The 22,578-nt window shown below is 57.9% G+C and carries 16 protein-coding genes; 5 read left to right on the top strand and 11 right to left on the bottom strand.

Going from position 1 to position 22,578, the window contains the following annotated elements; genetic code table 11:
• Positions 1-9: 9 nt before the first annotated feature.
• Genes nadC through CI070_RS02480 form a run of 3 tightly spaced genes read right to left on the bottom strand, consistent with a single transcriptional unit; the run spans position 10 to position 2,827 of the window.
• Complete coding sequence (gene nadC, locus CI070_RS02470; RefSeq protein WP_094135559.1) at positions 10-873, bottom strand: carboxylating nicotinate-nucleotide diphosphorylase; 864 nt, start codon at positions 871-873, stop codon at positions 10-12.
• Between the two features lie 15 nt (positions 874-888).
• A complete protein-coding gene (locus tag CI070_RS02475) occupies positions 889-1,782 on the bottom strand; it encodes a polyprenyl synthetase family protein (RefSeq protein WP_094135560.1) in 894 nt (297 codons plus the stop codon).
• Between the two features lie 34 nt (positions 1,783-1,816).
• Positions 1,817-2,827, bottom strand: coding sequence for an aspartate-semialdehyde dehydrogenase (locus CI070_RS02480; RefSeq protein ID WP_094135561.1), 1,011 nt, complete (start codon positions 2,825-2,827; stop codon positions 1,817-1,819).
• Between the two features lie 96 nt (positions 2,828-2,923).
• Between CI070_RS02480 and CI070_RS02485 the strand changes: the two genes are divergently transcribed.
• Entirely contained in the window at positions 2,924-3,133 is a 210-nt protein-coding gene (locus CI070_RS02485; RefSeq protein ID WP_094135562.1) for a hypothetical protein, read from the top strand.
• A gap of 175 nt (positions 3,134-3,308) precedes the next feature.
• On the opposite strand, the gene CI070_RS02490 is transcribed toward CI070_RS02485, so the two are convergent.
• The 3 genes from CI070_RS02490 to trxB form a co-directional block, all read right to left on the bottom strand.
• The gene (locus CI070_RS02490) at positions 3,309-3,998 is read right to left on the bottom strand and encodes a hypothetical protein (protein ID WP_094135563.1); all 690 of its coding nucleotides are present in this window, start codon (positions 3,996-3,998) and stop codon (positions 3,309-3,311) included.
• 101 nt (positions 3,999-4,099) lie between these two features.
• The gene (locus CI070_RS02495) at positions 4,100-5,479 is read right to left on the bottom strand and encodes an L-serine ammonia-lyase (protein WP_094135582.1); all 1,380 of its coding nucleotides are present in this window, start codon (positions 5,477-5,479) and stop codon (positions 4,100-4,102) included.
• Between the two features lie 70 nt (positions 5,480-5,549).
• On the bottom strand, positions 5,550-6,503 hold the full coding sequence (gene trxB, locus CI070_RS02500; RefSeq protein ID WP_256943696.1) for a thioredoxin-disulfide reductase: 954 nt from the start codon (positions 6,501-6,503) through the stop codon (positions 5,550-5,552).
• Between the two features lie 353 nt (positions 6,504-6,856).
• Here trxB and CI070_RS02505 point away from each other — a divergent pair, with 353 nt between their 5' ends.
• Entirely contained in the window at positions 6,857-7,402 is a 546-nt protein-coding gene (locus CI070_RS02505) for a GNAT family N-acetyltransferase (protein WP_179218308.1), read from the top strand.
• A 244-nt stretch (positions 7,403-7,646) separates the two neighbouring features.
• Here CI070_RS02505 and CI070_RS02510 read toward each other — a convergent pair whose 3' ends face one another.
• From CI070_RS02510 to CI070_RS02530, 5 genes are all read right to left on the bottom strand, one after another.
• Positions 7,647-8,483, bottom strand: coding sequence for a hypothetical protein (locus CI070_RS02510; RefSeq protein ID WP_094135565.1), 837 nt, complete (start codon positions 8,481-8,483; stop codon positions 7,647-7,649).
• Positions 8,484-8,742: 259 nt separating this feature from the next.
• Positions 8,743-9,417, bottom strand: coding sequence for a TatD family hydrolase (locus tag CI070_RS02515; protein WP_094135566.1), 675 nt, complete (start codon positions 9,415-9,417; stop codon positions 8,743-8,745).
• Between the two features lie 3 nt (positions 9,418-9,420).
• Positions 9,421-11,148, bottom strand: coding sequence for a cation:proton antiporter (locus CI070_RS02520; RefSeq protein WP_094135567.1), 1,728 nt, complete (start codon positions 11,146-11,148; stop codon positions 9,421-9,423).
• Positions 11,149-11,166: 18 nt separating this feature from the next.
• Positions 11,167-12,018, bottom strand: coding sequence for a phosphodiesterase YaeI (yaeI, locus tag CI070_RS02525; protein ID WP_094135568.1), 852 nt, complete (start codon positions 12,016-12,018; stop codon positions 11,167-11,169).
• Entirely contained in the window at positions 12,015-13,124 is a 1,110-nt protein-coding gene (locus tag CI070_RS02530; protein ID WP_094135569.1) for an aminopeptidase, read from the bottom strand. The genes yaeI and CI070_RS02530 overlap by 4 nt, the downstream gene beginning before the upstream one ends.
• Positions 13,125-13,205: 81 nt before the next feature.
• Between CI070_RS02530 and purN the strand changes: the two genes are divergently transcribed.
• From purN to CI070_RS02545, 3 genes are all read left to right on the top strand, one after another.
• Positions 13,206-13,793, top strand: a complete 588-nt coding sequence (purN, locus tag CI070_RS02535) for a phosphoribosylglycinamide formyltransferase (RefSeq protein WP_094135570.1) — start codon at positions 13,206-13,208, stop codon at positions 13,791-13,793.
• A 139-nt stretch (positions 13,794-13,932) separates the two neighbouring features.
• A complete protein-coding gene (locus CI070_RS02540; RefSeq protein ID WP_179218309.1) occupies positions 13,933-14,766 on the top strand; it encodes an FKBP-type peptidyl-prolyl cis-trans isomerase N-terminal domain-containing protein in 834 nt (277 codons plus the stop codon).
• 308 nt (positions 14,767-15,074) lie between these two features.
• Positions 15,075-22,578 (top strand): autotransporter-associated beta strand repeat-containing protein (locus CI070_RS02545; RefSeq protein WP_143245525.1); only part of this gene is annotated, 7,504 nt, incomplete at its 3' end.

Here is a 22,578-nt window from a genome sequence, read left to right on the forward strand (position 1 = left end):
GATGAGGGGTTATTCTACGCTGAAATCCAGCCCCAGATCCAGGGAGGGGGCGGAGTGGGTCACATAGCCTACGGAGACAAAATCTACGCCGGATTCCGCAATGGCGGCTACCGTGTCCAGATGAACGCCTCCGCTGGCCTCCATCAGGGGGGTGGTGCGTTCTCCGCGCATGGCGACGGCCTGTTTCAGCATTTCCGGCGTCATATTGTCCAGAAGGATATGGTCCACGCCTTCCAGTTTAAGGAAGGTAGCCACCTGTTCCAGGGTGTCCGCTTCCAGCTGGATTTCCACGCCGGGCTTTTCCTTCCGCAGCCTGTTGATGCATTCCTGAAGGTGTCCCGTATTCCCGTCCGTCATCAGGTGGTTGTCTTTCACCATGGCGCGGTCATAAAGGCCCATGCGGTGGTTGGTGCCTCCGCCATGAACGACGGCCGCTTTTTCCAGCAGACGGTAACCGGGGGTGGTTTTGCGGGTATCCAGAATGCGGGCGCTGGTGTGGGAAACGGCTTTCACGTATTGTCTGGTGAGCGTAGCTACTCCGGAAAGACGCTGGATGAAGTTAAGGGCGGTGCGTTCCGCCCCCAGGATGGAGCGGGCGGAGCCTTCAATGAGCATCACCACGGCGCCGGGCGCCACGGCTTCCCCGTCGTGCAGGTAAACTTCCACCTTCAGGGAGGGATCCACCTTGCGGAAAACTTCCGCCGCGACATTGACGCCGGAAAGAACGCCTTTTTTCCGGGGAGTCAAAATAGCCCTGGCTGTCAGATGTTCCGGGACGAAATAGGTGGAAGTCACGTCGCCGGAGCCGAAGTCTTCGGCCAGCGCCAGATTGATCAGGGTTTCTACGTTGTCGGATACGGTTTCTGAGGACATGAAAGAAGAAGCGGCTTAATATTCGCGGTTAAGAAGATAATTGGCCAGTTCCACCAGGCGGGCGCGGCGTTCTTCCGGGAAGATCATCAGGGCATCCAGAGCCGCTTGGGTGCGGCATTTGGCTTCGGAACGGGCGCCATCCAGGCCGATCAGGGACGGACAGGTGGATTTCCGGGAATTGACGTCCTTGCCGGCGGTCTTGCCGAGTTTTTCCGTGGACGCCGTCAGATCCAGAATGTCGTCAATCACCTGGAAAGCCAGTCCCAGGTTGTAACCGAAGTCCGTCAGAGCTTCCAACTGGGCTTCCGTGGCGTTTGCGGACATGCCGCCGAAGCGAAGGGCCGTGGTCAGCAGGGCGGCCGTCTTCCCTTCGTACACGGTGCGCACTTCCGGCTCGGAGAGCTGCTTGCGCTCTCCCTCCAAATCCAGAATCTGGCCTCCAATGAGCATGGTGCTGCCGCCGGTGGCTGCCAGTTCCCTTACGTAGTCCCTGACGGTATAGCGTTCCGTGTCGTCCACCTGGGCGATTACGGCAAAAGCTTCCGTCAGCAGAGCGTCTCCCGCCAGAATGGCGACGCCTTCTCCGAAAGCCTTGTGGCTGGTGGGCTTCCCGCGGCGCAAATCATCGTTGTCCATGGCTGGCAGGTCGTCATGGATGAGGGAGTACGTATGCATCATTTCCACGGCGCAGGCGGGAACCAGGGCGTCCACCGCCAGGCCTCCGCAGGCCTCCGCCGCCGCCAGGCAAAGGACGGGGCGCATTCTTTTCCCACCCGCAAATATGCTGTAGCGCATGGCTTTATGGATGGTTTCGGGACTTTCGTCCTCTGCGGGCAACAGCCTGTCCAGCGCCGCGTCAATCAGGGCGCATTGTTCCGTGATGTAGTCGTTCAGAGATTGTTCACACATGGCGTTATGGGATAGGTGCGGGGGAGGAAGCGGTTCAGCGGTTGACCAGCAATTCCGCGATTTGTACGGCGTTGAGGGCGGCTCCTTTCCGGACCTGGTCGCCCACGACCCAGAGGGTCAGGGCATTGTCGATCGCCATGTCCATGCGCATGCGCCCCACGTAGCAGGTGTCTCCGTTGGTGCTGTCCAGCGGGGTAGGCCACACGCCCTCCGCAGGGTTGTCCATCAGGGCGACTCCGGGTTTGCCTTTATAGGCGCTGCGGGCCGTTTCCACGTCCACGGGTTTTTCAAACTGGGCGGTAACGGCGATGGAATGGGAACGGTAAACGGGCACGCGTACGCAGGTGCATGTTACCTTGAGTTCGGGCAGGGAGAGAATTTTACGGCCTTCATTGAGCATTTTAAGCTCTTCCTTGGTATAGCCGTTTTCCGCAAAGGAGTCGATCTGGGGAAGAAGGTTGAAGGCTATCTGGTGAGGATAAACATTTTTCACTACAGGGTGGCCGTCCACGACGGCGCGAACCTGGGCTTCCAGTTCCGCGATGCCGTGCTGGCCGCTGCCGGAAACCGCCTGGTAACTGGAGGCAATGACGGTTTTCAACCCGAAACGCTGATGCAGAGGGAAGAGGGCCATCAACGTGATGATGGTGGTGCAGTTCGGGTTGGCGATGATATTGCGGGGGTGGTTGAAAGCCGCTTCCGGGTTGATTTCCGGCACCACCAGGGGCACGTCCGGCTCCTGCCGGAAGGCGGAGGAATTATCAATGACCACGCAGCCCGCAGCAGCCGCGACAGGAGCGAATTTCAGGGAAATGCCTCCGCCTGCGCTGAACAGGGCGATGTCCACCCCATCAAAGGATTTTTCCGTCAATTCTTCCACAGTCAGCATTTTCCCGCGGAAAGCAACCTGTTTTCCGGCGGACCGGGCGGAGGCCAGAAGCTTCAGGGAACCTACGGGAAAATTGCGTGTTTCCAGGCAGGACAGGATTTCAACGCCCACCGCTCCGGTGGCGCCGACGATGGCAACATGGGGTGCTTGGTTCATGATTGTTGTCAGAGAATGACGGATGTTTTCCGTCCGCCCTCATTATACGGCAGCCCGGTCATATGGCAATACGATTGCAAGCCTTCAGGCTTAAAAATGAAAAAACTGCCCGAGATTTTACACCTCGGACAGTTGTTGAAAAACGGGAAAGATCGTGTTTTTTATTTCAGCGCTCAAGTCCAAGGACAAGTTCATATCTGTTTGACTCAGGCTGGAGGCGTGGTCGGCCAGTTGGCTGATTTGCCATTTTCCGTCTGGAAAACGATGTTAAGGGGCGCGAAGTTGACGCTAAATCTCCGCTGTTGATATCTTCTGGCCAGACAATGCAAGGTATTGTAGAAAATATCCTTTCTACAGTAGCGTCCCCCTTTATGTGACTTGTAGTTGCTATGGGGCATTTCAACGCCGCAACGCAACGCCGTAAACCTGAAGAGAATTAATCGGGAAGCGGTTTTTGAAGGAAAAGGGCGGTGCAAGACTGCTATTTAACCCATTTTCCCGCGCCTTCCGGCAGCCTGCCGTCAGAGACGGGGCCGTAGCGGGTGGATTCCGTGTTGCCCCAGAGGGGGACGCCTATGATGCGCTTCCACCAGCGGGACATGCTGGCCCCCGTATAGCAGCCGAAGCTCCAGCAATCGGACTGCGGCGTGAAAATATCCCGCCGTATCCTGTTCAGGTCCGTCTCATGGATCCATTCCGTGGAAACGGCCATGATATTGTTGCCGTAATCCAGCATCCACGCATAGCAGTTGGAATGGCCGAAGTAGTAAAAGGATTCCACCTTGTCGCCGCGGAAGCGCGGGGAGGCATTCAGCGCCCGGATGGCCTGGTCGGCGCTGTCCGCCCAGACGAGCTTGATTTTGTACTTGGAAGCCAGGTCCGCAATCCAGCGGGTGTAAGGTTTGCCGTCTTCCTTCCCCCGGGTTGCGTAACCGGGGCGGTAAACAATCCAGGTGATTCTGGCGGCAGGGTCTTGCTGCTGGATCTGGGCGATGCGAATGGTGGAGGCCCTGACAAAGTTGGCCCACCAGTTGTCATGCCTGTCAGGCTGTATTCTCAGTCCTTCCCATTGCCTGAGCGCGGGGCCGCCGCACATGACGACGTGAACGGCCCGGGACAGTCCCGTGCCGCCCAGCAACAGGGCCAGAGCGAGAAAGAGGCGTGAAAGCATGACCGCACCCTACCTTTGCTCCCCGTATCTGTCAATCCGGCGGAGCGTTTTTTACGGGAACAGACGCGCTTGGAAAACCAAGGGAGGATGTTCTTGCCTTCTCAGCAATTCACCACGTTGACGGCCAAGCCGCCCTGGGCGGTCTCCTTGTATTTGGATTGCATGTCCCTTCCGGTATCCAGCATGGTGCGGATGACTTTGTCCAGCGGGACAAAATGGGCGCCCGTTCCGCCCAGGGCCATGCGGGCGGCGTTGATGGCCTTGATGGCGGCAATGGCGTTGCGTTCGATGCAGGGTATCTGGACGAGGCCCGCAATAGGATCGCAGGTGAGCCCCAGATTGTGTTCCATGCCTATTTCCGCGGCGTTTTCCACCTGGTGGGGAGTTCCCCCCAGGTACTCCGCAAGCGCGGCGGCAGCCATGGAACAGGCTACGCCCACTTCTCCCTGGCAGCCTACGTCCGCGCCGGAAATGGAGGCGTTTTTCTTGTACAGGATGGCGATCCCCCCGGCGGTGAGCAGGAAACGATGCACGGCATCCGGGTACGGTGAAACACAGAATTTGGTGGCGTAATTAAGAACGGCCGGAACAATTCCCGCCGCTCCATTGGTCGGCGCGGTGACGATGCGGCCGCCAGCCGCGTTTTCCTCACTTACGGCAATGGCGTACAGATTGATCCAGTCCATAATGGAGAGAGGATCTTTCAAGGCCGATTCTCCGTGCACCAGAAGATTTTTGCGCAAAGTTTTGGCCCGGCGCGGAACCTGCAGAACGCCCGGCAGATTGCCGCGCGCGCTCATGCCGTTGGAGATGGACTGCTTCATCGTCGTCCAGATCAGATCCAGTTGTTCACGGACTTCCCGTTCCGGGAGCATGGCGCATTCGTTCGCCATGACAATGGAGGAAAGAGGGCATCCGCGCTCATCAGCCATGTGCAGCAGTTCATCCGCGGATTCATAAGGAAAAGGAAAGGTTTCCCGTTCCTTTTCCTCCGGATGCAGAAGTTCCTGTTCGGAAGAGACGAACCCGCCCCCCGTGGAATAAAATACCGCATCTTCAACCGGTTCTCCGTCCCGGTTGACGGCAGTGAACTGCATCCCGTTCGGATGCAGGCGCAGGGGCTGGTAGTGGGAAAGATCTAGGTCGCGGGAAGGAGAGAAACGGACGGTTTTTTCTTCCGTGACGGATAACGTTTCCTGCTGGTGCAGGCGGGCGATTTTACCGGGAATGCTGCGCGGCTCCACCGTATGGGGTTCCTCTCCCAGCAGCCCCAGCATGATGGCCGTATCCGTGCCGTGCCCATGTCCGGTAGCAGCCAGGGAGCCGTAGCATTCGCAGCGGATGCCTGAGATTTCCGCCAAACGCGGGGAGTGGCGTATTTGTTCCAGAAAGCGGTGCGCCGCCCGCATGGGCCCTACGGTATGGGAGGATGAGGGACCTATGCCGATGCTGAAAAGCTCAAAAATGCTGTAATGGTGCATGTCCGTTTTCCTGTAGCGGGGAAGGGCCGGAATTCCCAATGGGACTTCCGGCCCGTTCCGAAAGATGGGTTTACAGCCCCAGCAGGTAGCGTTCCGCTTCAATGGCGGCGCTGCAGCCCATCCCGGCGGAAGAAATGGCCTGGCGGTAATGAGGGTCCGCCACGTCTCCGGCAGCGAACAATCCCGGCGTCCTGGTCGCCATCAGCCCTGTTTCCCGGATGATGTAGCCGGCATCGTCCCGGTCCACCAGATCTCCCAGGAAAGAAGTGTTCGGCGTGTGCCCGATCGCCATGAAGACGCATTTGACGGGAAGCTCCGTTTCATCCCCTTCCACTACGTCCTTCAGCATGACGGCTTCCAGTTCTCCCTTGTCGTCCGTCTTATAGCTTACGATGGTGGAATTCCACATGGGGAAAATCTTTTCATTGGACAGCGTCCGTTCCGCCATGATTTTGGAAGCGCGGAGCGTGTCGCGGCGGTGGATCAGATACACCCGGGAGGCGAAGCGCGTCAGGAACATGGCTTCTTCACAGGCGCTGTCTCCTCCGCCAACCACGCACACAGGCACGTCACGGTAAAAGGCTCCGTCACAGGTCGCGCAGGCGGTGAGGCCGTGGCCTACCAGCCCTTCCTCTCCCGGGATGCCCAGATAGCGGGCGGACGCCCCCGTAGCTACAATGATGCTCCGGGTTTCGTAATTCTGGCCGCTGGTCTTCACGGTGAACAGTCCGGTGGCTTCATCCCTGACGACGCTCTTGACGTCCTCATATGCAAACCGGGTGCCGAATTTTTCCGCCTGCTGCTGCATCAGGAACATCAGGTCCGGCCCCATCACGCCGTCCGGAAAGCCGGGGAAGTTTTCCACTTCCGTCGTGGTGGTCAGCTGGCCGCCGATTTGAGAACCCGTGATCAGAAGCGGAGAGAGGTTGGCGCGGGCGGTGTAAATGGCCGCCGTGTAGCCGGCGCAACCGGCGCCGATGATAATGACTTGTTCGCTCATAATAGTATGTATGTCCGTTGCCATGGTAAAGGGGGCGTGCCTGTTTTGCGAGTAGATTTTGCGCTATGCGGCGACAGTGCGGCGACCTGTAATCCGGCGGTTGCGGAAAAGAACCGTCTGCATGTATTCCGGGCGACGAATGCAATATTCTGGCCCTGTCTGCGGGAAGATTGCCCGGCCGCGTGCCTTTCAAGAACAATCCGTCAAGAAGGACAGGGATTTCCTTGTCGCCGTATCCGGCGTGCGGGGATATTTTTCTTCCTTCTCCTGGGCTGGGAAACGCTGCATCAATTTGAGCCGGAACAGCTGGTTGTATGACTGGGGAAGGCTTTCCGGGGGGCTTGCCGAACGGAGACGGGTGTGGTTGGATATGGTTCATGACGTCGGAATTGCTGACCAAGCGCCGTGTGACGGGTGTGGATGATCCGTTATTCCTGGATTCTCTGGATATTTACCGGACAAGTTTTCCTGTGCATGAACAGCGAAGGGTGCAGGATTTTCCGTTGGCGTTTCAAGATCCCGGTTTTTGTTATGAAGTATTTTTAAATGGGGAAGGCCGGGTGGTTGCGATGCTGGTGACGTGGCGTCGGGAACAATTCGTGTATCTGGAGTATTTTGCCGTGGCTGCCACCCTGCGCGGCCGGGGCGCTGGGCAAAGGATTCTGGAAGAATTGAGGGATGCGTTTCCGCGCAAAGTTATTCTGGAAATTGATCCTCCGGAGGACGGGATTTCACGCCGGAGGCTGGGGTTTTATCAGAGGCACGGCTTTGTTCCCAATCCGCAGTTTGATTATGTCCATCCTCCTTATACGGATGAGGGCGAATCTTTTCCGCTTCTGTTGATGACGCATGGAGATCTGCTGGATGAGGAGACATACCGGAGCTTTGTGGATTTCCACCATCGTCACGTAGTGGCAAGGTGAATGAATGACCGGGAAAAATCCGCGCCATGAGGGATTTTTCCTCCCCCTTGAGGCGAATTATTCTAGGGGGGCTTGCTGATATGAGCCGGTAGGGCATCAGGCGCATGCTGCGGTTTTGCCTGTTTAAGGAATGCCCCTGTTCCTTTCCGGAGTACGATGCGTGGCGGCGTTCCTTATGCCCGGTAAACGCCCCTGGGCCCGTGTTTTCTGAAAACATGCGGCGGGTTGGGATACGCCGGAAGAATCAGCTCCATGCCCGGTCCACGGTCTCCTGTTCTTCCGGGGCAAGGTATCTGGAGAGCCGTTCTTTCATGCGCTGCCGGTATTCGGGAATACTCCAGGAATGAAGCGGCTGAACGGCGGAGTTGGTGAATTGCCAGGAGGGGACGGGCACGACCACGTCCAGGACTTCTCCGGCTCTGGAGGGCATCCCGGCCAGTACCGCCGCGATGGTGGGGGAAAGCTCCGGATGTTCATCCAGAAGATCCAGCAGCCAGCCGCAGCCCAGGTCCGTGGGAATGGCTTCCGTTCCGGCCAGCAGGTCCGTGAGGCGTTCGGGAGGAAGATTTTTGGAAATGAAAGACAGATAAGGGGCAAACCGCATGTCACCCAGGCTCATCAGGGCGTCCAGCGCCGGAGCCATGGACGCCTGTCCGGGGCAGGGAGAAGCGCAGATGACCTTCGCCAGTCCGGCAATTCCGGGAAACCGCTCCTCCGGCTGGGGCGCGGCCAGCGTATAAATAAGGAAAGCGGATTGCCTGCGGATATCCGGCGTCTCATCCGCCATGGCAAAAGGCAGCAGGGCCCTCCATCCGTCCCCTTTCCGCTGCCGGATAAAAGCTGCCAGTTGCAGAGCGCATTTGCGGCGGGCGTCCGGAGCGCAGCGGGATTGAAACATCTGGTAAATGGTGACGCCTTCTTCTTCTCTTCCCGTTTCATTGCAGGTGACCAGTCCATAGGCGATCATGGCCAGAGGCCATTGATCCGGACCGATTTCCCCCCTGCGGGAGGGATCCATGACAAGGGCGGCAAGCCGCTTGATTTCCGACAAAGAGCTGGTTTGATCCTGAAAAAGGCCCATGCCCGCATGATAGCCGGAGGCGGAAACCTGCCAAGGAAAAACCGTGGATTACTTACAGGCGCCCGGAGTTTTCCGGTACGGAGCCTTTTTCTTCTTCTGGAATATAAATTGGGCAGAGTACTCTGCTGCCTGCGATTCGATGCGCAATCGCCTCATTTTTATTTTCTGAAAAAATAATTGAATAAAAAATCAATGGAAATAGAAACCCAGCGCATGGAGGGGCGTCGCGAAGCCATGTCCGCCCGGTTGAATGGAGGCGTCAAGGGTGGATCAGGTTTTCCATATTGCTTTGAACCAGGTCAACCAGGTTGTTGACGGTCATGCCCAGTTCCCGCGCCGCGCGGCGGTAAAGTTCCGGCAGGGTTTCCGGATGCCCGTCCGATTCCAGCGCCAGCCGATGGAGCGGTATGGAGGCAAGCAGACCCGGACGTTCCATTTCCCGCAGGCCTATGGAGAGAAGCCAGTTTCCCGAAGGAAGTTCCGAGCTAAGATGCAATGCTCCCGTCCAGCCGTGCAGGATAATGTTCAAACGGGGATATTTTTTCAGCATTTCCGCCAGCGTGCCCCATGCGCGGCAGCAGTGCAGGGAAGCGGGCCGGTCCAGGAGCGCGGCCAGTTCCAGATGCCGTTCCAGCGCTTCCTTCTGGAGAGGCAGCCCCGGGATGCCGCGCCGGCATTTGTCCAGCCCCGTTTCCCCAACGCCCGCATGGGGGATTTTTTTCAGCAGGGATTCCAGTCCGGGCATTTCCTCCTTCCACTCATCCGGGTTCAGGAACCAGGGATGAATGCCGAAAAAGGGCGTAACATGTTCATCCCGTTCCGCCAGAAGGGCCACCTGTTTCCAGTCCTCCGGGGAGGTGCCGCAGATGAACCGAGGCGCCGTGCCGGAAGCGAGTGCGGAGGAATGAGTGTGGGCATCCGGCAGATTCATCATTGCTTAATGGGACAACGAAGGCGCGTCCGACGGTTCAATAATATCAAAACTCTGTTTCGCCAGGCGCACGGCGGCGGCGCCCGTTTCCATTTCATCATGGATGACGTTGACAATGCCCGCGTGATGCAGGGAAGCCACTTCCGAACGGAATTTGGCGCGGGCAATCACCGTGATGTCCCCATTGGCGCCTTTGATCTGCATGTAGGTGGACAGGGCCGGGGCAGGGTCCGGGAACGTGAAGGCGATCAGCCGCGCGGTACGGACGCCTGCCAGGTCCATGGTGATTTGGTGCTGAATGTCTCCCAGAAAGGCCAGATGGCCTTCATTAAGCAGGGATTTGACGGTGTCCGCATTCAGGTCGATAATAATGCAGGGAATGCCGTATTGGGACAGGCTTTCATGAAGCCTCCTGCCTACGGGGCCGTAGCCGCAAATGATGGCGTGCTCCCTGATGCCTTCCATGCGCGTGATCAGGGTTTCCACGTTGAGGCGTTCCCGTTTTGTTTTCAACCCGGGAATGCGCACCAGCAGCGGGGTGAGTTTCCGTGCCGCTTTCATCAGCAGCGGAGTCATGCCCATGGAGACGGCGGCAATGGCGTAAACGTTGGTGGTCACCAGAGCCGGGATGGGGGAGATCTCCTGCATGAAGGGGATGAGCACCAGGGAAAATTCCCCCACATTGGTGAGCGCGGTGGAGGCCATGATGCCCATGCGGCCGGGGATTTTCAGGAAACTTGCGGCTGTAAGGCAGGCTATGAATTTAATCGCGAGGACAAAGGCGGTGAAGGTCGCCACCTGTCCGATGTGTTGCCACAGTCCGTCAATGTCGATCAACAGCCCGGCGGACACGAAGAAAATGGTCAGGAACAGGTCCTTGAAGGGGAGCACTTCGCTGAGGACCCGGTGGCTGTAGTAGGACCCGCTGACGAAGAGGCCGGCGGTGAAAGCGCCCAGGGCGATGCTCAGGCCCAGCAGGCTGGCGAGCATGGCAATTCCCGAACAGATGGCGAACACCATCAGGGTGAAGAGTTCCCGGCTTTTGGTCCGGGCGACGGCCAGCATGATGCGCGGAAGCAGGTAACGGCCGATCAGCCAGGCGGCCCCCAGGAAGACGAGCCCCCGCAGCACGGCCATGCCGATGTTGAGCGCTGTTTCCCAAGAGTCGGGCGTGACGGTAAAGATCTGCGGCATGATCGCCACCAGCATGATGGCGGCGATGTCCTGGAACAGGGCGATTCCCACCGCCATTTTTGCCCCGGAGGTTCCGCTCAGGCCGAATTCCTGGAAGGATTTCAGAGCCACCGCTGTGGAGGAAAGCCCCATAATGGCCCCGACCGTCAGGGAGTGGCTCATGTCCATGCCTGTGGCGTAATGGAGCCCCAGGCCGAAAGCGGCGGTGCAGATGAACATTTGAATACCGCCGCCGACTAGGGCGGTTTTACGCAGATGTTTGAGTTCGTCAACGGAGAATTCGAGCCCCAGCGTGAACATGAGCAGGATAATGCCTACCTCGGAAAGGGCCTGGATGCTGACGTCGGAATTGGGGATGTGGTCCAGAATGCCGCAGTTGGCCAGAATTACCCCGCAAATGAAGTATCCTGCCAGCAGGGACTGCCGGAAGTGGGCCAGAATGAGGGCAATCGCGATGATGCCCATGAAGACGACAGTAAGCAGGGTAAAGAAGGGAGGCGCGTCATTAGGGCCTCCGGAAGCCAGCAGAGAGAAAACCATGGCGGTCGGGTCGGGAAGTTAGGGAATGGTAATGAGGTTGATTTCCGGCGGGCAGTTGAAGCGGCCCGGCCCCAGGTAGCCTATGCCGCGGGTGACGAAGACCTGCTTGTCCTCATAGGAATGGAAACCGGAGTTCATGGTTTCCCCTTCCGACGCCAATAGCGGGGCGGAAAAGAATGGCAGTCTGATCTGGCCCCCATGCGTATGGCCGGAAAGCATCAGGTCCCAGCGGTAATTTCCCAGCAGTTCCCTTCCTCTGGGGTTGTGGCTCAGAACGATGGTTGGCATGGGGGAGTTTTCCTCCAATCCGCGCGGGGTCATGCACCGGTCCGGGAAAAAGTCCCCCTCCCGCAGGTCTCCCAGCCCCACCAGCTTGAATTCCACGTTTTTCAGTCTGGGAATGGAGACGAAAGCTGCGGAATTCCTGAGCAGGGTGAACCCGCCTTCCTTCAGGATTCGCTCCACGTTGTCCGCCAGGGCCATGTCGTGGTTGCCCAGGCATGCGTAGGCCGGAGCGACGGAGGAGAGGCGTTTCATCTGGGCGATGTAGTCGCCTGCATGGGTGACCCGCAGAAAATCCGTGTACAGATCTCCCAGAAACACGATCATGTCCGGTCTGGCCTGTTCCGCCATTGTTGCCGCCTGTTCCAGCAGGGGCAGGTTGGTGTGGATGTCTGACAGAACCAGGATACGCAGGCCGGAAAGGCCGGGCATACATCCGGCAGGGGCTGCGTTTTCATTGAATTCCAGATGGTTGGCCTCCCAGTGCATGTAGGAGGCCAGCAGGGAGCCCAGCAGAATGGCTGCCGCGGCCGCATACAGGCATTTACGGAACAGGGAACGTTTTTTGGGGGCAGGGGTGGCGGTCATGATTGGGAAGGATTGAGAATGGTCAGTTCCGGCAGGGTGAACAATCCGTTGCGGCGCACCAGCTTCCCGTCCAGGTAAATATCTCCTCCCCCGGCAGCCTCCGTCTGGAGGCATACCATGTCCCAGTGAATGCGGGACTGGTTGCCGTTGTCCGCCACGTGGTAGGCCTGCCCCGGCGTCAAGTGGAAGGAGCCGGAGATTTTTTCATCAAACAGGATGTTGCGCATGGGGCGTGTGATAGCCGGATTGACGCCGAAGGCGAATTCCCCCAACCTGCGAGCGCCGGGATCCGTGTCAAGAATAGCGTTGAGTTCTCCTGTTTTTTCTCCCGCTTCCGCATGCACGATCAGTCCGTTTTTCAGCGTCAGGCGGATGTTGTCAAAGGGAATACCCTGGAACAGGCTAGGCGTATTGAAGGCTATATGGCCGTTGGCGCTGTCGATGACGGGGGCGGTAAACACCTCTCCGTCCGGCAGGTTGCATTCCCCCGCGCACGGGATGGCCGGCAATCCCTTAATGGAAAAGGAAATATCCGTTCCCGGCCCGGTGATTTTCACGTATTCAGCCTTTTCCATCATGGCGGCCAGCGTCCGCATGGCGGGACGCAGGGCGGCGTAATCCATCAGGCAGGTATGGAAATAGAAGTCTTCAAATTCTTCCGTGCTCATGGCAGCCTGCTGGGCCATGCCCCCGGACGGCCAGCGCAGCCCGCACCAGCGCGTATGGCGGATGCGCCGCTGGGAGACGGGATTCAGGGCTTTCATGGCGGCGGCCATGTCTTCCTGCGGAACGGAGGACAGTTCAAAGGCGTTTTCTCCGCCGCGGATTTCAATGTAGGCGTCCATGTCCTCCATTTCCGCCAGGCGGTGGCGGCCGATGATACCGTATTGTTCTTCTGTGGCTCCTGAGAGCATTTCCCTGTTCAGGCGGGACTGGTTCAGGCGCAGAAAGGGCATGGCTCCCGCCTTCCTCACCTCCCGGATGAGGGTTATTCCCATTTCTTCCGGAATATCCGTCAGTTCCAGCAGAACCCTGTCTCCGGGGCGCAAGGAGGTGGAATACCCTGCAAGCTGGACGGCCAGGGCCTGAAAACGGGGGTCTCTCATGTCTTTATTAGGCAAATACGGCAGCCTTTTTGTCAAGCCGGAGACTTGCCACGGGCAAAAAACTGTGGTTTCATCCCCCGGATGTCCAGATTGCCCAAGTTAGGAATACTCGGTTCCGGTTCCGGTTCCAATTGCCAGTCCATTTATGATGCCATCCAGTCCGGTTCCCTCCGGGCGGAAATCGCCGTGGTGATGTCTGACAATCCGGACGCCTTCATTCTGGAACGCGCCCGCTCCTGGGGCATCCCGGCGGAGGTGATCGATTGCGGAGGGTTTAAGACCAAATTCCCGGAGGAATCCCAGGCATCCGTTGCCGCGCGCCTGAAGGAATACGGCGTGGATTGCGTTTGCCTGGCCGGATTCATGCGCCTGGTGAAACATCCTCTGCTGAAGGAATTTCCTTCCCGTATCCTGAACATCCATCCTTCCCTTCTTCCTGCTTTTCCGGGGCTTCATGCCTGGGAGCAGGCCGTGAACGCCGGGGTGGCGGAGAGCGGCTGCACCGTCCATTATGTGGATGACGGAATGGATACCGGTCCCATCCTGGGCCAGGCCCGCGTGCCCGTGCTGCCGGGGGATACGCCGGAAAGCCTTCACGCCCGCATTCAGGAGCAGGAGCACACCCTTTATCCCGCCATGATCGCCCGCGTTTTGAAGACGCTGGCATGACCTGCCGCTCCTTTGATCCGGACAGCAATCCGGCTTTCTGCCGGGAGAGGATGACAGGATGACGGATTCTCTTGTCTTGTGCTGTGAACGGAATCCGTTAAAAAGGAGTCTTCTTTTTCAAAGAAAGGATAAAAATACCATGAAGATGAACCCTTCCATCGCCCTGTTTGCCGTTTCCGCCCTTTTGGCGGGTGCGGCGGGCGCGCAAGAAAAGGCTGCCGAAGTTCCGGCGGTCGACCAACCCAAACAAGAGAAAGAAATTACTGTGTCTCCCGAACAGATGAAAAAGGACCTGGGCTATTTTCTGGGTTTCCAGAGCGGTCAGCAGCTTGGTTCCATTCCTACCCTGACCTTTGACGACCTGGACCAGGAATCCTTCCTGCAGGGCATCAAGGACGGCATGGTCCGCAAGCCCGCCAAGGACCAGGAACAGCTGAAGCCCGCCCTGGATGCGTTCCAGAAGCAGATAGATGAACGCATTTCCGCCAAGGCCAAGGCCAATTTGGAGGCCAGCAAGAAGTTCATGGAGGAAAACGGCAAAAAGGAAGGCGTTACTACGACGAAGTCCGGCCTCCAGTACAAGATTGTGAACAAGGGCGGCGAAGAAAAATTTGATGAAAAGAAGTTCAAGAACCCCATGTTCAAGGTGAAGTACAAGGGCACGCTGCTGGACGGCACCGTGTTTGACGACACCAAGGGCAAATCCGTGGAACTTCCCCTCCAGGTCATCCCCGGCTTTGCCGAAGCGCTGACGACGATGCCCGTCGGCTCCAAATGGATTGTTTACATTCCTTCCGAGCTGGCTTACGGGGAAAACACTCCCGGCGCTCCGATTGAACCCAATTCACCGCTCATCTTTGATCTGGAACTGGACGGCATTTCGGAAGCTCCTGCCCCCCAGGGCGGCCCCATGAGCATTTCTCCGGAACAGCTTCAGGAGATGCTTAAGCAAAGCGGCGCCCAGCAGCAGTAAGGAAAAAATAGTTTAAGCCAGGGCCGTTCCCGGGAGGGAACGGCCTTTTTGTTTTTATCTGTACCTCTTTCATCAGGAACGCGAATGGGCAGACGGGGAATTTATAATCCTGCTTCTTTCCTTAATCCATGTATATTGCTTGTAATGAAAGAATGATGATTTTGTCCTTCTGGATATGGAGGTAAATATGTTGGACAGGCGGATGATATTTGTTTCCCATTATTTGTTTAATGTGAGCTTTTTTCGAAAATTGGCTTGCCAACGGATTATAAATCCGGGTATTACTGACCACAATATCTTTGATCAGTATGAGACTTCATCTTCCTCCGTCTTTGCGTTCCGCCCTTCTCGCTTCTCTGGTTTCCTTCTCCGGCATTTACTCTTATTCCCATGCCGCAACCTCGGCGGATTTCTGGCAGATTCCCGATTTTGGAGGTCCTGATTTTACATGGACGGGGGATGGGGAAGGCGACGCCGTAGGAACGGCAGACAATTGGGAGGGAGATGCAGCTCCCTCCCGCGTGGACAATAAGGGGCCGCACTTGATTTTTAACGGCGTTGAGGTGACGGTGACGGGGAACCCTCCCAATACCTCGGACGGCGGCGGTATTTCCGTAACGGGGAACGGCAGTGTATCCGCGGGGCTGGGACAATGGGGCGGCAATGTTTACGTGGAGAAGGGCTCTACTCTTACCACCTCCTTCAGCAACCAGATCAAGAATACGGAAGCGGAAGGCCATGCCAATATTTATGTGGACGGCGCTCTGAACATGACGACTCCGGGGGGGAACCTCAATTTTGACCATGGCTCCGGCGCCGGCAATCATTACTGGCACATCGGGCTTGACGGAATGGTCAACCTGTCAAACACCACCACCATTACCAAGAACTCCAAAACCTGGAATGTGGAGGTAGTGGTTGCAAGTGCTATGGAAGAGCTTTCAGTCACCAATCGCGAGATGGTTGACGATGCCCTGATAACACGCTATTTCATGTCTACAGGGGCCGATTTAGGGGCATCCCTGGATTCCCTGCGTATTTGGAAGCAAACCGGGGACGACTCTTATGAGGCATTGACGAGAGCCGATTCCGCCGGTCAGCTGGGAGCGGACAATTTCCTGCTTGTTTCCAACGGTTCCGGCATGTCCGTGCAGTACAAGGGGGAAGGGTATAATGCAGAGACGCTGGTCTGGAATTCCAACGGCACATGGAGCAATACGGGAACGGGCTGGTACAAGCAGGGTGACGGAAACAAAACGGATACTTCCTTCCTGAATGGGGATGCCAGGGTGAACATAGGCTCTTCGGGCATCACCGATGTGGCGGGGGCAGCCGTTATCAAACTGGGGGAAGGCACTCTGGGAGCCCTGTCCAACTGGAGTATAGGCTATAATCCGAATTTCACGCCTTCTTATGTAGAACTTCTGGGCACGGTGAACGGGACTATCCTCGATACGCTGGATGCCAATGACCATGTCACGGGGCGTACTGTTACCTTCTCCAACGGGTTGACGGGAAACGGCAGTCTGGTGAAGGTTGGCGACGGGGTTCTGGTTCTTAACGGAACGGCCCAGGCCCCGGTTCCTGCCGAAGGAGAAACGGCAGCCGTTCCCGGCTTTACCGGAACGGTGGAATTGAGGGAAGGCGGTTTGACGGTGAAGGATTCCAGCGTTATCGGGCAGGGTTCCTTGCTGATCGGAGGCGGCCTTACCGTGAACGTTACGTCCGCGGACGGGTATGTGCTGAATGCCGGATCTACGCTGGGAGCCACGGGAATTGCCGGAGGAACAGCTACTTTATCCGCCGGGTTGACGTTGAACGGAGGCGCTTTGAGCTTCAGTTCTCTTGATTCGGAAACGGCGGCTCTGACCGTTAACTCCATCAGTGGCAGTGAGGCTACGGAAGTACGGCTGGGGGTGTCTTCTCTGGAAACGGGGATTAGTTACGCATTGCTTTCCGGAGCGGGGTTGACGGAAAGTTCTTTCTTTACTTTGGGCGGAGCCGTTGCGGAGCTGTACAATGGAACGTTTTCCGTCAGCAACGGCACTCTTTACGTCAATTTGAGCGACAAGGAAGGTTTGTTGAGATGGAAGAGCGGCACCTGGAATACGGAAAGCTCGAATACCTCCTGGAGCCTTGACGGAACTCCGTCAGCTTATGCCGATGGGGAAACGGTATATTTCTCCAATGGCGATGGAGTGGATAAAAATGTGACGATTGCGGGGAATGTCGCTCCAGGCAGAATTAACGTTTCCGGTACGGATTTCATTTTTACGGGTGACGGCTCCATTACCGGAGATACGACGCTGAACCTGCTGGACGGAGCTTCCCTGACCATGAACAACGCCAATTCCTATACCGGGGATACCGTTCTTGGCGATGGCAGTAAACTCGTTGTCGGCAATGCCGGCGCGCTGGGCTCCAGCACGGTCCTGTTGCAGGGGGATTCCGTTCTGGAACTGACCACGGGCACGTGGAACGGGCTGGGAACACGTTTGAACTCCAATTCCTCTGGCACGCTGAAATTGAGCGGGAACGCCTCCGGAACGACAACGGCCGCCCTGACTGGAGTCAGATATGAGCTGGGAGCCAATACCACGCTGACTCTTTCCGCCGGAACCTATGGAAATACGATTACCGGGGCCGGCACGCTGATCTCTGCGGTAGGAACGAATGTCCTTAATGGAAATGTTGATATTACAGGAGAATACAGGGTGTTGGCAACCAATGGCACGGCATGCGCCTGGACGCTGGGTTCCGGCGCTTCCGTGACGGCGGGGAGCTTTATCGGCCGCTACGAGTACAATGGAACGACTACGCTCAATATCAGCGGGGATGCCGTGATGAATATTACCGGCACCTTGAGGATTGCCCGTGACGGGAGAGGCGTCATGAATATTGGTTCAGGCGGCATGGTGCTGGCCCGGACACTGGATTTGGGACAGAACTGGGACGGAGTAAGCGCCAAGGGCGCCACCATTAATCTGAATGGCGGTTCCCTGCTCCTCGGTTCAGGCGGCATGACGGCGTCCGGAAATACCAATACGATTGCCCTGAACATGAATTCCGGGACGCTGGGCACGACGGCGGCGGAAGGCTGGTCTTCCGCCTATAACATGACCCTTGCCGGAAATGTGACGGTTGATACCCGCCAGTATGATGCGGACACCAAGTCTTACCATGACCAGGCTTCCACCGGCATCACCCTCGGAGGCGTTCTTTCCGGAGCGGGCGGCCTGACGAAAACCGGCTCCGGAACCTTGACCCTTTCCGGGCAGAATACTTATACGGGACTGACTAATGTCCAGGCAGGAACGCTGGCGTTTACAAATACGAACGCCATGACCCTGGGCAGTATTTCCATGGGTGCGGGGGCCAGGATGACGACGGCTTCCGCCCTGACGCTGAATAGCGGTGCGGCCCTCACCTTTGACATGACGGGCGTGGCGGCGAATGAGCCTGTCATTAATATCACGGCCGGGACCCTGGCTCTTGCGGATTCATCCTGTGCGCTGACGATTAACAATTATGGAGAATTGGAGGCGTCTAATTATGTCTTGGCCCAGTGGGCTGCGGCCGGAAGCCTGACGACGGATTCCTTCACATGGACGCCCGACATCACCAGGGAAGGATTCGAATATTCCGTGGTGGTGGAAAACAACCAGCTTGTGCTGAAGGTTGCAGACGTCAGCGGAGACAACGGTTTTGTCTGGGACGGAGGAACGGACCGGAAGTGGATCAACACCAGCGTTGACGGCTGGACGACGAGGCAGGCGGGAGTGGATACGCTGGATAATCAGGAAATTTACTTCTCTTCCTCGGAAGCGGGTGAAGTCAAGGTTTCCGGTACTGTAACTCCCAAAAGCGTCGTTTTCAACAGCGGCTCTTACACGCTGGTCAGCGATCCTGACAACGCGGGTTCTATCGCGGATTCCACAGCTCCCACCACACTTACCGTGAACGGTACGGCTGAGGTTGCCTTAAACCTGGCCAACACCTATACCGGAGGAACGATACTCAATGGCGGCATTCTTACCATTGGGGCTGACGGAGCGCTGGGAACGGAAGGGGATATTACATTCAACGGAGGGACGCTGGCCTATGCGGATTCCGCCGCCGGTGCGGATGCGACAGGTGATGACATTTCCGGTCGTGTCAACGTGGGAGACGGAGGTTCCCTGAACGTTTCCGTGCTTGGCGCGGCGGATACCGTTTCCTGGGCCGGACTGACAGCCGACGTCATGGGGGCAGGCACTACCCTGACCAAAACGGGAGCGGGCACTCTGGCCCTTGGATATGCAGGAAATACCCTGGCCCACCTTACTGTGGAAGAGGGCACGCTCGCTTTCACGGGCGGCGCGACCATCGGCGTAAATCCGAACAATGCTACTGTTGTCCGCGTCAGTGAAGGCGCTTCCCTTGCCCTCTCCGGCGGAACCGTCAACCTGCATGCCCAGCTCAATGGGGCTGGCACCGTCACGATTGGGACGGCGGATACTGCAGGTCTGGTCAATATCTCCAATACGGGCAATACCGGCTTCACTGGCCGCCTGGAACTGGTCGGCAACGGGGTGAATATGAGCACCAATGCCAACTGGGTAGCCTTTGGGGCAGGAAATACGCTGGGAGGCGGCACCGTTTTCATTGACGGCAAGGGCTTCCATTTTTCCGCGGGCGCGACGGCAGCCAATTTTGAAATCGGCGCAACCCACGGCGCGATGCAGAACGGCTCTTCCGGCGCCACATATACTTTCTCCGGAAGCCTTTCCGGTTCGGGCACGTGGGCTATGGCTGCGAACGTGCGGATGAACAATGTCCTCACGGGATCCCTCAAGGACTTCTCGGGAACTCTGGTCACCAATGAGACTTCCGTCCACAACAATCGCCAGGCCTGGAACTTCGGTTCCGGCGGGGCTTGCGCCACAGGAGAGGGGAATGCCGTTTTTGGAGACGGCGCCATTCTGGGAGGCAACACGGGCTCCACGAATACCGGGCTGGCCGCACAATACAACGTCAATTACAACAATACGGAACTGGTGCTGAACGCGCTGGTTCAGGGCAACTCCAGCCTGACGCACGCAGGAGCGGGCACTCTGATCCTGGAGCAGGCCAATACCGCTGCGGGAGCGCTCGGCATTACGAATGCCGGAGCCGTTGTTCAGCTTGGCACGGAGGACAAGGCCGGCCAGTGGGCCGGAACCGTGCTGAATGGAGCGGGAACACTGAAAATCGTCAATGGCGCGCTGACTTCCGCCATGACCCGGGCGGAAGGCGCGACGGCAGCTATCGTCGTGGACTCCGCTTCTTCCATCAATCTGGGCGATACCGATGGCGGCATGCTCAAAGGCATTACGCTGGCTGCCGGAGGCAGTCTTGCCAACGTTTCCGGAGATATTACAGTGGGCGAGGGAGCCACGGAAACATTGAATCTTACCCTGGGGGCGGATAACGTCAACCGGGATGCGGCCGGTACGGCCATCATTGACCAGGGAGACGGCAGACTTGTCATTAACAATCCCGCCACGGTCAATCTGGACATTGACGCTATTGTGAACACGCTCGTCGCCCATAAGGAAGCCGGTGCGGAAAGCTGGCTCACCCTGACGACCGGAACGCTGGAATGCGAAAATCTTGGCGATATCCAGTTCAGCAGGATTCTTTCCAATTACGGCATCCGGGTGACGGGCACCGACGGCGGAAGCCTGGTTCTCAGCGGGCAGGTCAGCGGGCTTTATATGGTGAATGATTCCTCCGCTTCCGACCCTGACACCGTCACCAGCTACGGTACGCTGGGGATGTACTCCGGCGTGGTGATTTCCCAGGACAAGACGCTTGCCGTTCAGTTGTCCGGAGCTCCCGGCGATTCCGACGGGGACGGCGCGGTCATCAACAACCTGCTGGGCGCTACGGGAAGCACGCTGAAAGTGGAAAACACCAGTGCGGACGGAGGCAACGCCGTTGTCATCCTCAACAACGAACGTCTGGAAACGGGCTTGCCTGCTCCTGATGATTATGCCGGTGCGGATTCCATCATGGGCGGAAACATCGTCGGGGAAAACGGAGTTACCTTCATCAAGCAAAACACGGGCAAGCTGGCAGTCAACGGTTCTTTTGTGACGGACACCCTGCGCGTGGAAGGTGGTTCGCTCGCTCTTAACGGTGAAGGAAGCAACTTTAATCATGTGGAACTTGCCGGCGCAGCGGAAGGCGTTGTTCTGGACATCAACCGGAATACCGTCATGGGTGACCTGACGGACAGCGGCGAAGGCGCGGCCCTGAACATCGGCAGCGGAGCCTCCCTTTCCGTCAACGGCGCCAGCAGCCTTTCCTCCAGCACCATCCAGGGCAGCGGAACGCTTACCCTCCACGATGCGCTGGAACTTTCCGGAACGGCTTCCCTCCAGGGCGGCATTCTGCTCGATCTGGCGAAAGATGGTGGCTCCCAGGGAATACTGGACCTTGGTTCGACATCCGGCAGCACCGTTTCCGGAATCGGCGGAGAGGGCACTCTGAAGAGCGCTGGCGGCGTTTTGGCTGTCAATACCGGTAATTCGGGCAGCGGCTCCGTTTTCAGCGGTACGCTGGAAGGACGCGGGCAGCTTAATATTTCCGGCAATGCCGGGCAGACGTTTGAAAACGTCATGACCGCTGCCGGCAGCAGCTGGGCAGTTAATAACACGGGGCTCCTCAATATCCGGATGGGAGGCACGATGGATGACCCGAAAGCCAATATGGCACTGACCCTCAGCAGTTTGACGCTGGGTGACGGTTCCTGTACGAATCTTGCCTTCAACACGGACTACGCCGGCCCCATCATCAGCGTGACCGGAAACATCAGCATCAGCCAGGGCGCGGAAATAACTCTCAGTTCCACTGGCGGGAACGAGCTGACTCTGGACGCAGACGGCAGTTACACGCTCATGCACGCGGACGGAGCCATTGATCTGGGAGGAAGCGACAGACTGGCTATCCTGCTGGATCCCTCCTCCTCCGCGTTCAAGAAATTTGAAAATGATGCGTACCTGGTGATGGAAAACGGCAACCTCGTTCTGATGGCCACGGCTTCCAGGGACAATAAATACGCCCGCCTTGCGGATACGTTTAATTCCGGGGCCGGGGCGGAACTGCTCTGGAACCTGCCCGGCGATCTCGCTGCGGATTCCATCCTCAAGAAGGTGGATGACGCCGTAGGTGCCCTGACGTCTTCCAACCCCTCGGAAGCGAAGCGCGCCATGGCAGCGGTGGCAGGAAGCACAGTCAACGCGCTGGGTACGGCGCAGCGGGACGCCCTGCGCGACCAGATGGGCTGGATCCGCAACCGGACCACCCTCATGGGCGTCAACCCCGCCTACGTCAACGACGACCTTCCCCGCTTCCACATGTGGATGGAGGGCACCGGCTCCTACGCCCAGCTCGACACCCGGGGGGATGAAAGCGGCTACCGGCTCACCACCTGGGGAGGTACCGTGGGCATGGACGCGGACCTCAGCGACCGCGTCACCGTGGGAGCGGCCTTCACGGCCAGCTACGGCGACCTGACGGCCAGCGCGGCGGACAGCGCCGACGGCCACCTGGACAGCTACTACGCCAGCCTCTTCGGGCGCTACCAGAACAAACGCTGGGCGCACACGCTCATCCTGACGGGAGGATGGAACGACGCGAAACTCAACCGCACGGTCAACTACGGGGAAGGAAGCTACAGCACGCAGGGCAGCACCAGCGGGTGGGGCCTTGGAGCCATGTACGAACTCACCTGCGACATCTACCTTGACGAAAACCGCAGCAGCGTGCTGCAGCCGCTGTTCAACGCCT

Origin of the sequence: Akkermansia muciniphila (genome assembly GCF_900184965.1) — a bacterium.
GTDB classification, from domain to species: Bacteria; Verrucomicrobiota; Verrucomicrobiia; order Verrucomicrobiales; family Akkermansiaceae; genus Akkermansia; species Akkermansia muciniphila_A.

Excerpts from the sequence above, each read along its gene's own strand:
- nadC (WP_094135559.1), bottom strand. The coding sequence starts at position 873 with ATGTCCTCAGAAACCGTATCCGACAACGTAGAAACCCTGATCAATCTG.
- CI070_RS02475 (WP_094135560.1), bottom strand. The coding sequence starts at position 1,782 with ATGTGTGAACAATCTCTGAACGACTACATCACGGAACAATGCGCCCTG.
- CI070_RS02480 (WP_094135561.1), bottom strand. The coding sequence starts at position 2,827 with ATGAACCAAGCACCCCATGTTGCCATCGTCGGCGCCACCGGAGCGGTG.
- CI070_RS02485 (WP_094135562.1), top strand. The coding sequence starts at position 2,924 with ATGAAAAAACTGCCCGAGATTTTACACCTCGGACAGTTGTTGAAAAAC.
- CI070_RS02490 (WP_094135563.1), bottom strand. The coding sequence starts at position 3,998 with ATGCTTTCACGCCTCTTTCTCGCTCTGGCCCTGTTGCTGGGCGGCACG.
- CI070_RS02495 (WP_094135582.1), bottom strand. The coding sequence starts at position 5,479 with ATGCACCATTACAGCATTTTTGAGCTTTTCAGCATCGGCATAGGTCCC.
- trxB (WP_256943696.1), bottom strand. The coding sequence starts at position 6,503 with ATGGCAACGGACATACATACTATTATGAGCGAACAAGTCATTATCATC.
- CI070_RS02505 (WP_179218308.1), top strand. The coding sequence starts at position 6,857 with ATGACGTCGGAATTGCTGACCAAGCGCCGTGTGACGGGTGTGGATGAT.
- CI070_RS02510 (WP_094135565.1), bottom strand. The coding sequence starts at position 8,483 with ATGGGCCTTTTTCAGGATCAAACCAGCTCTTTGTCGGAAATCAAGCGG.
- CI070_RS02515 (WP_094135566.1), bottom strand. The coding sequence starts at position 9,417 with ATGATGAATCTGCCGGATGCCCACACTCATTCCTCCGCACTCGCTTCC.
- CI070_RS02520 (WP_094135567.1), bottom strand. The coding sequence starts at position 11,148 with ATGGTTTTCTCTCTGCTGGCTTCCGGAGGCCCTAATGACGCGCCTCCC.
- yaeI (WP_094135568.1), bottom strand. The coding sequence starts at position 12,018 with ATGACCGCCACCCCTGCCCCCAAAAAACGTTCCCTGTTCCGTAAATGC.
- CI070_RS02530 (WP_094135569.1), bottom strand. The coding sequence starts at position 13,124 with ATGAGAGACCCCCGTTTTCAGGCCCTGGCCGTCCAGCTTGCAGGGTAT.
- purN (WP_094135570.1), top strand. The coding sequence starts at position 13,206 with ATGTCCAGATTGCCCAAGTTAGGAATACTCGGTTCCGGTTCCGGTTCC.
- CI070_RS02540 (WP_179218309.1), top strand. The coding sequence starts at position 13,933 with ATGAAGATGAACCCTTCCATCGCCCTGTTTGCCGTTTCCGCCCTTTTG.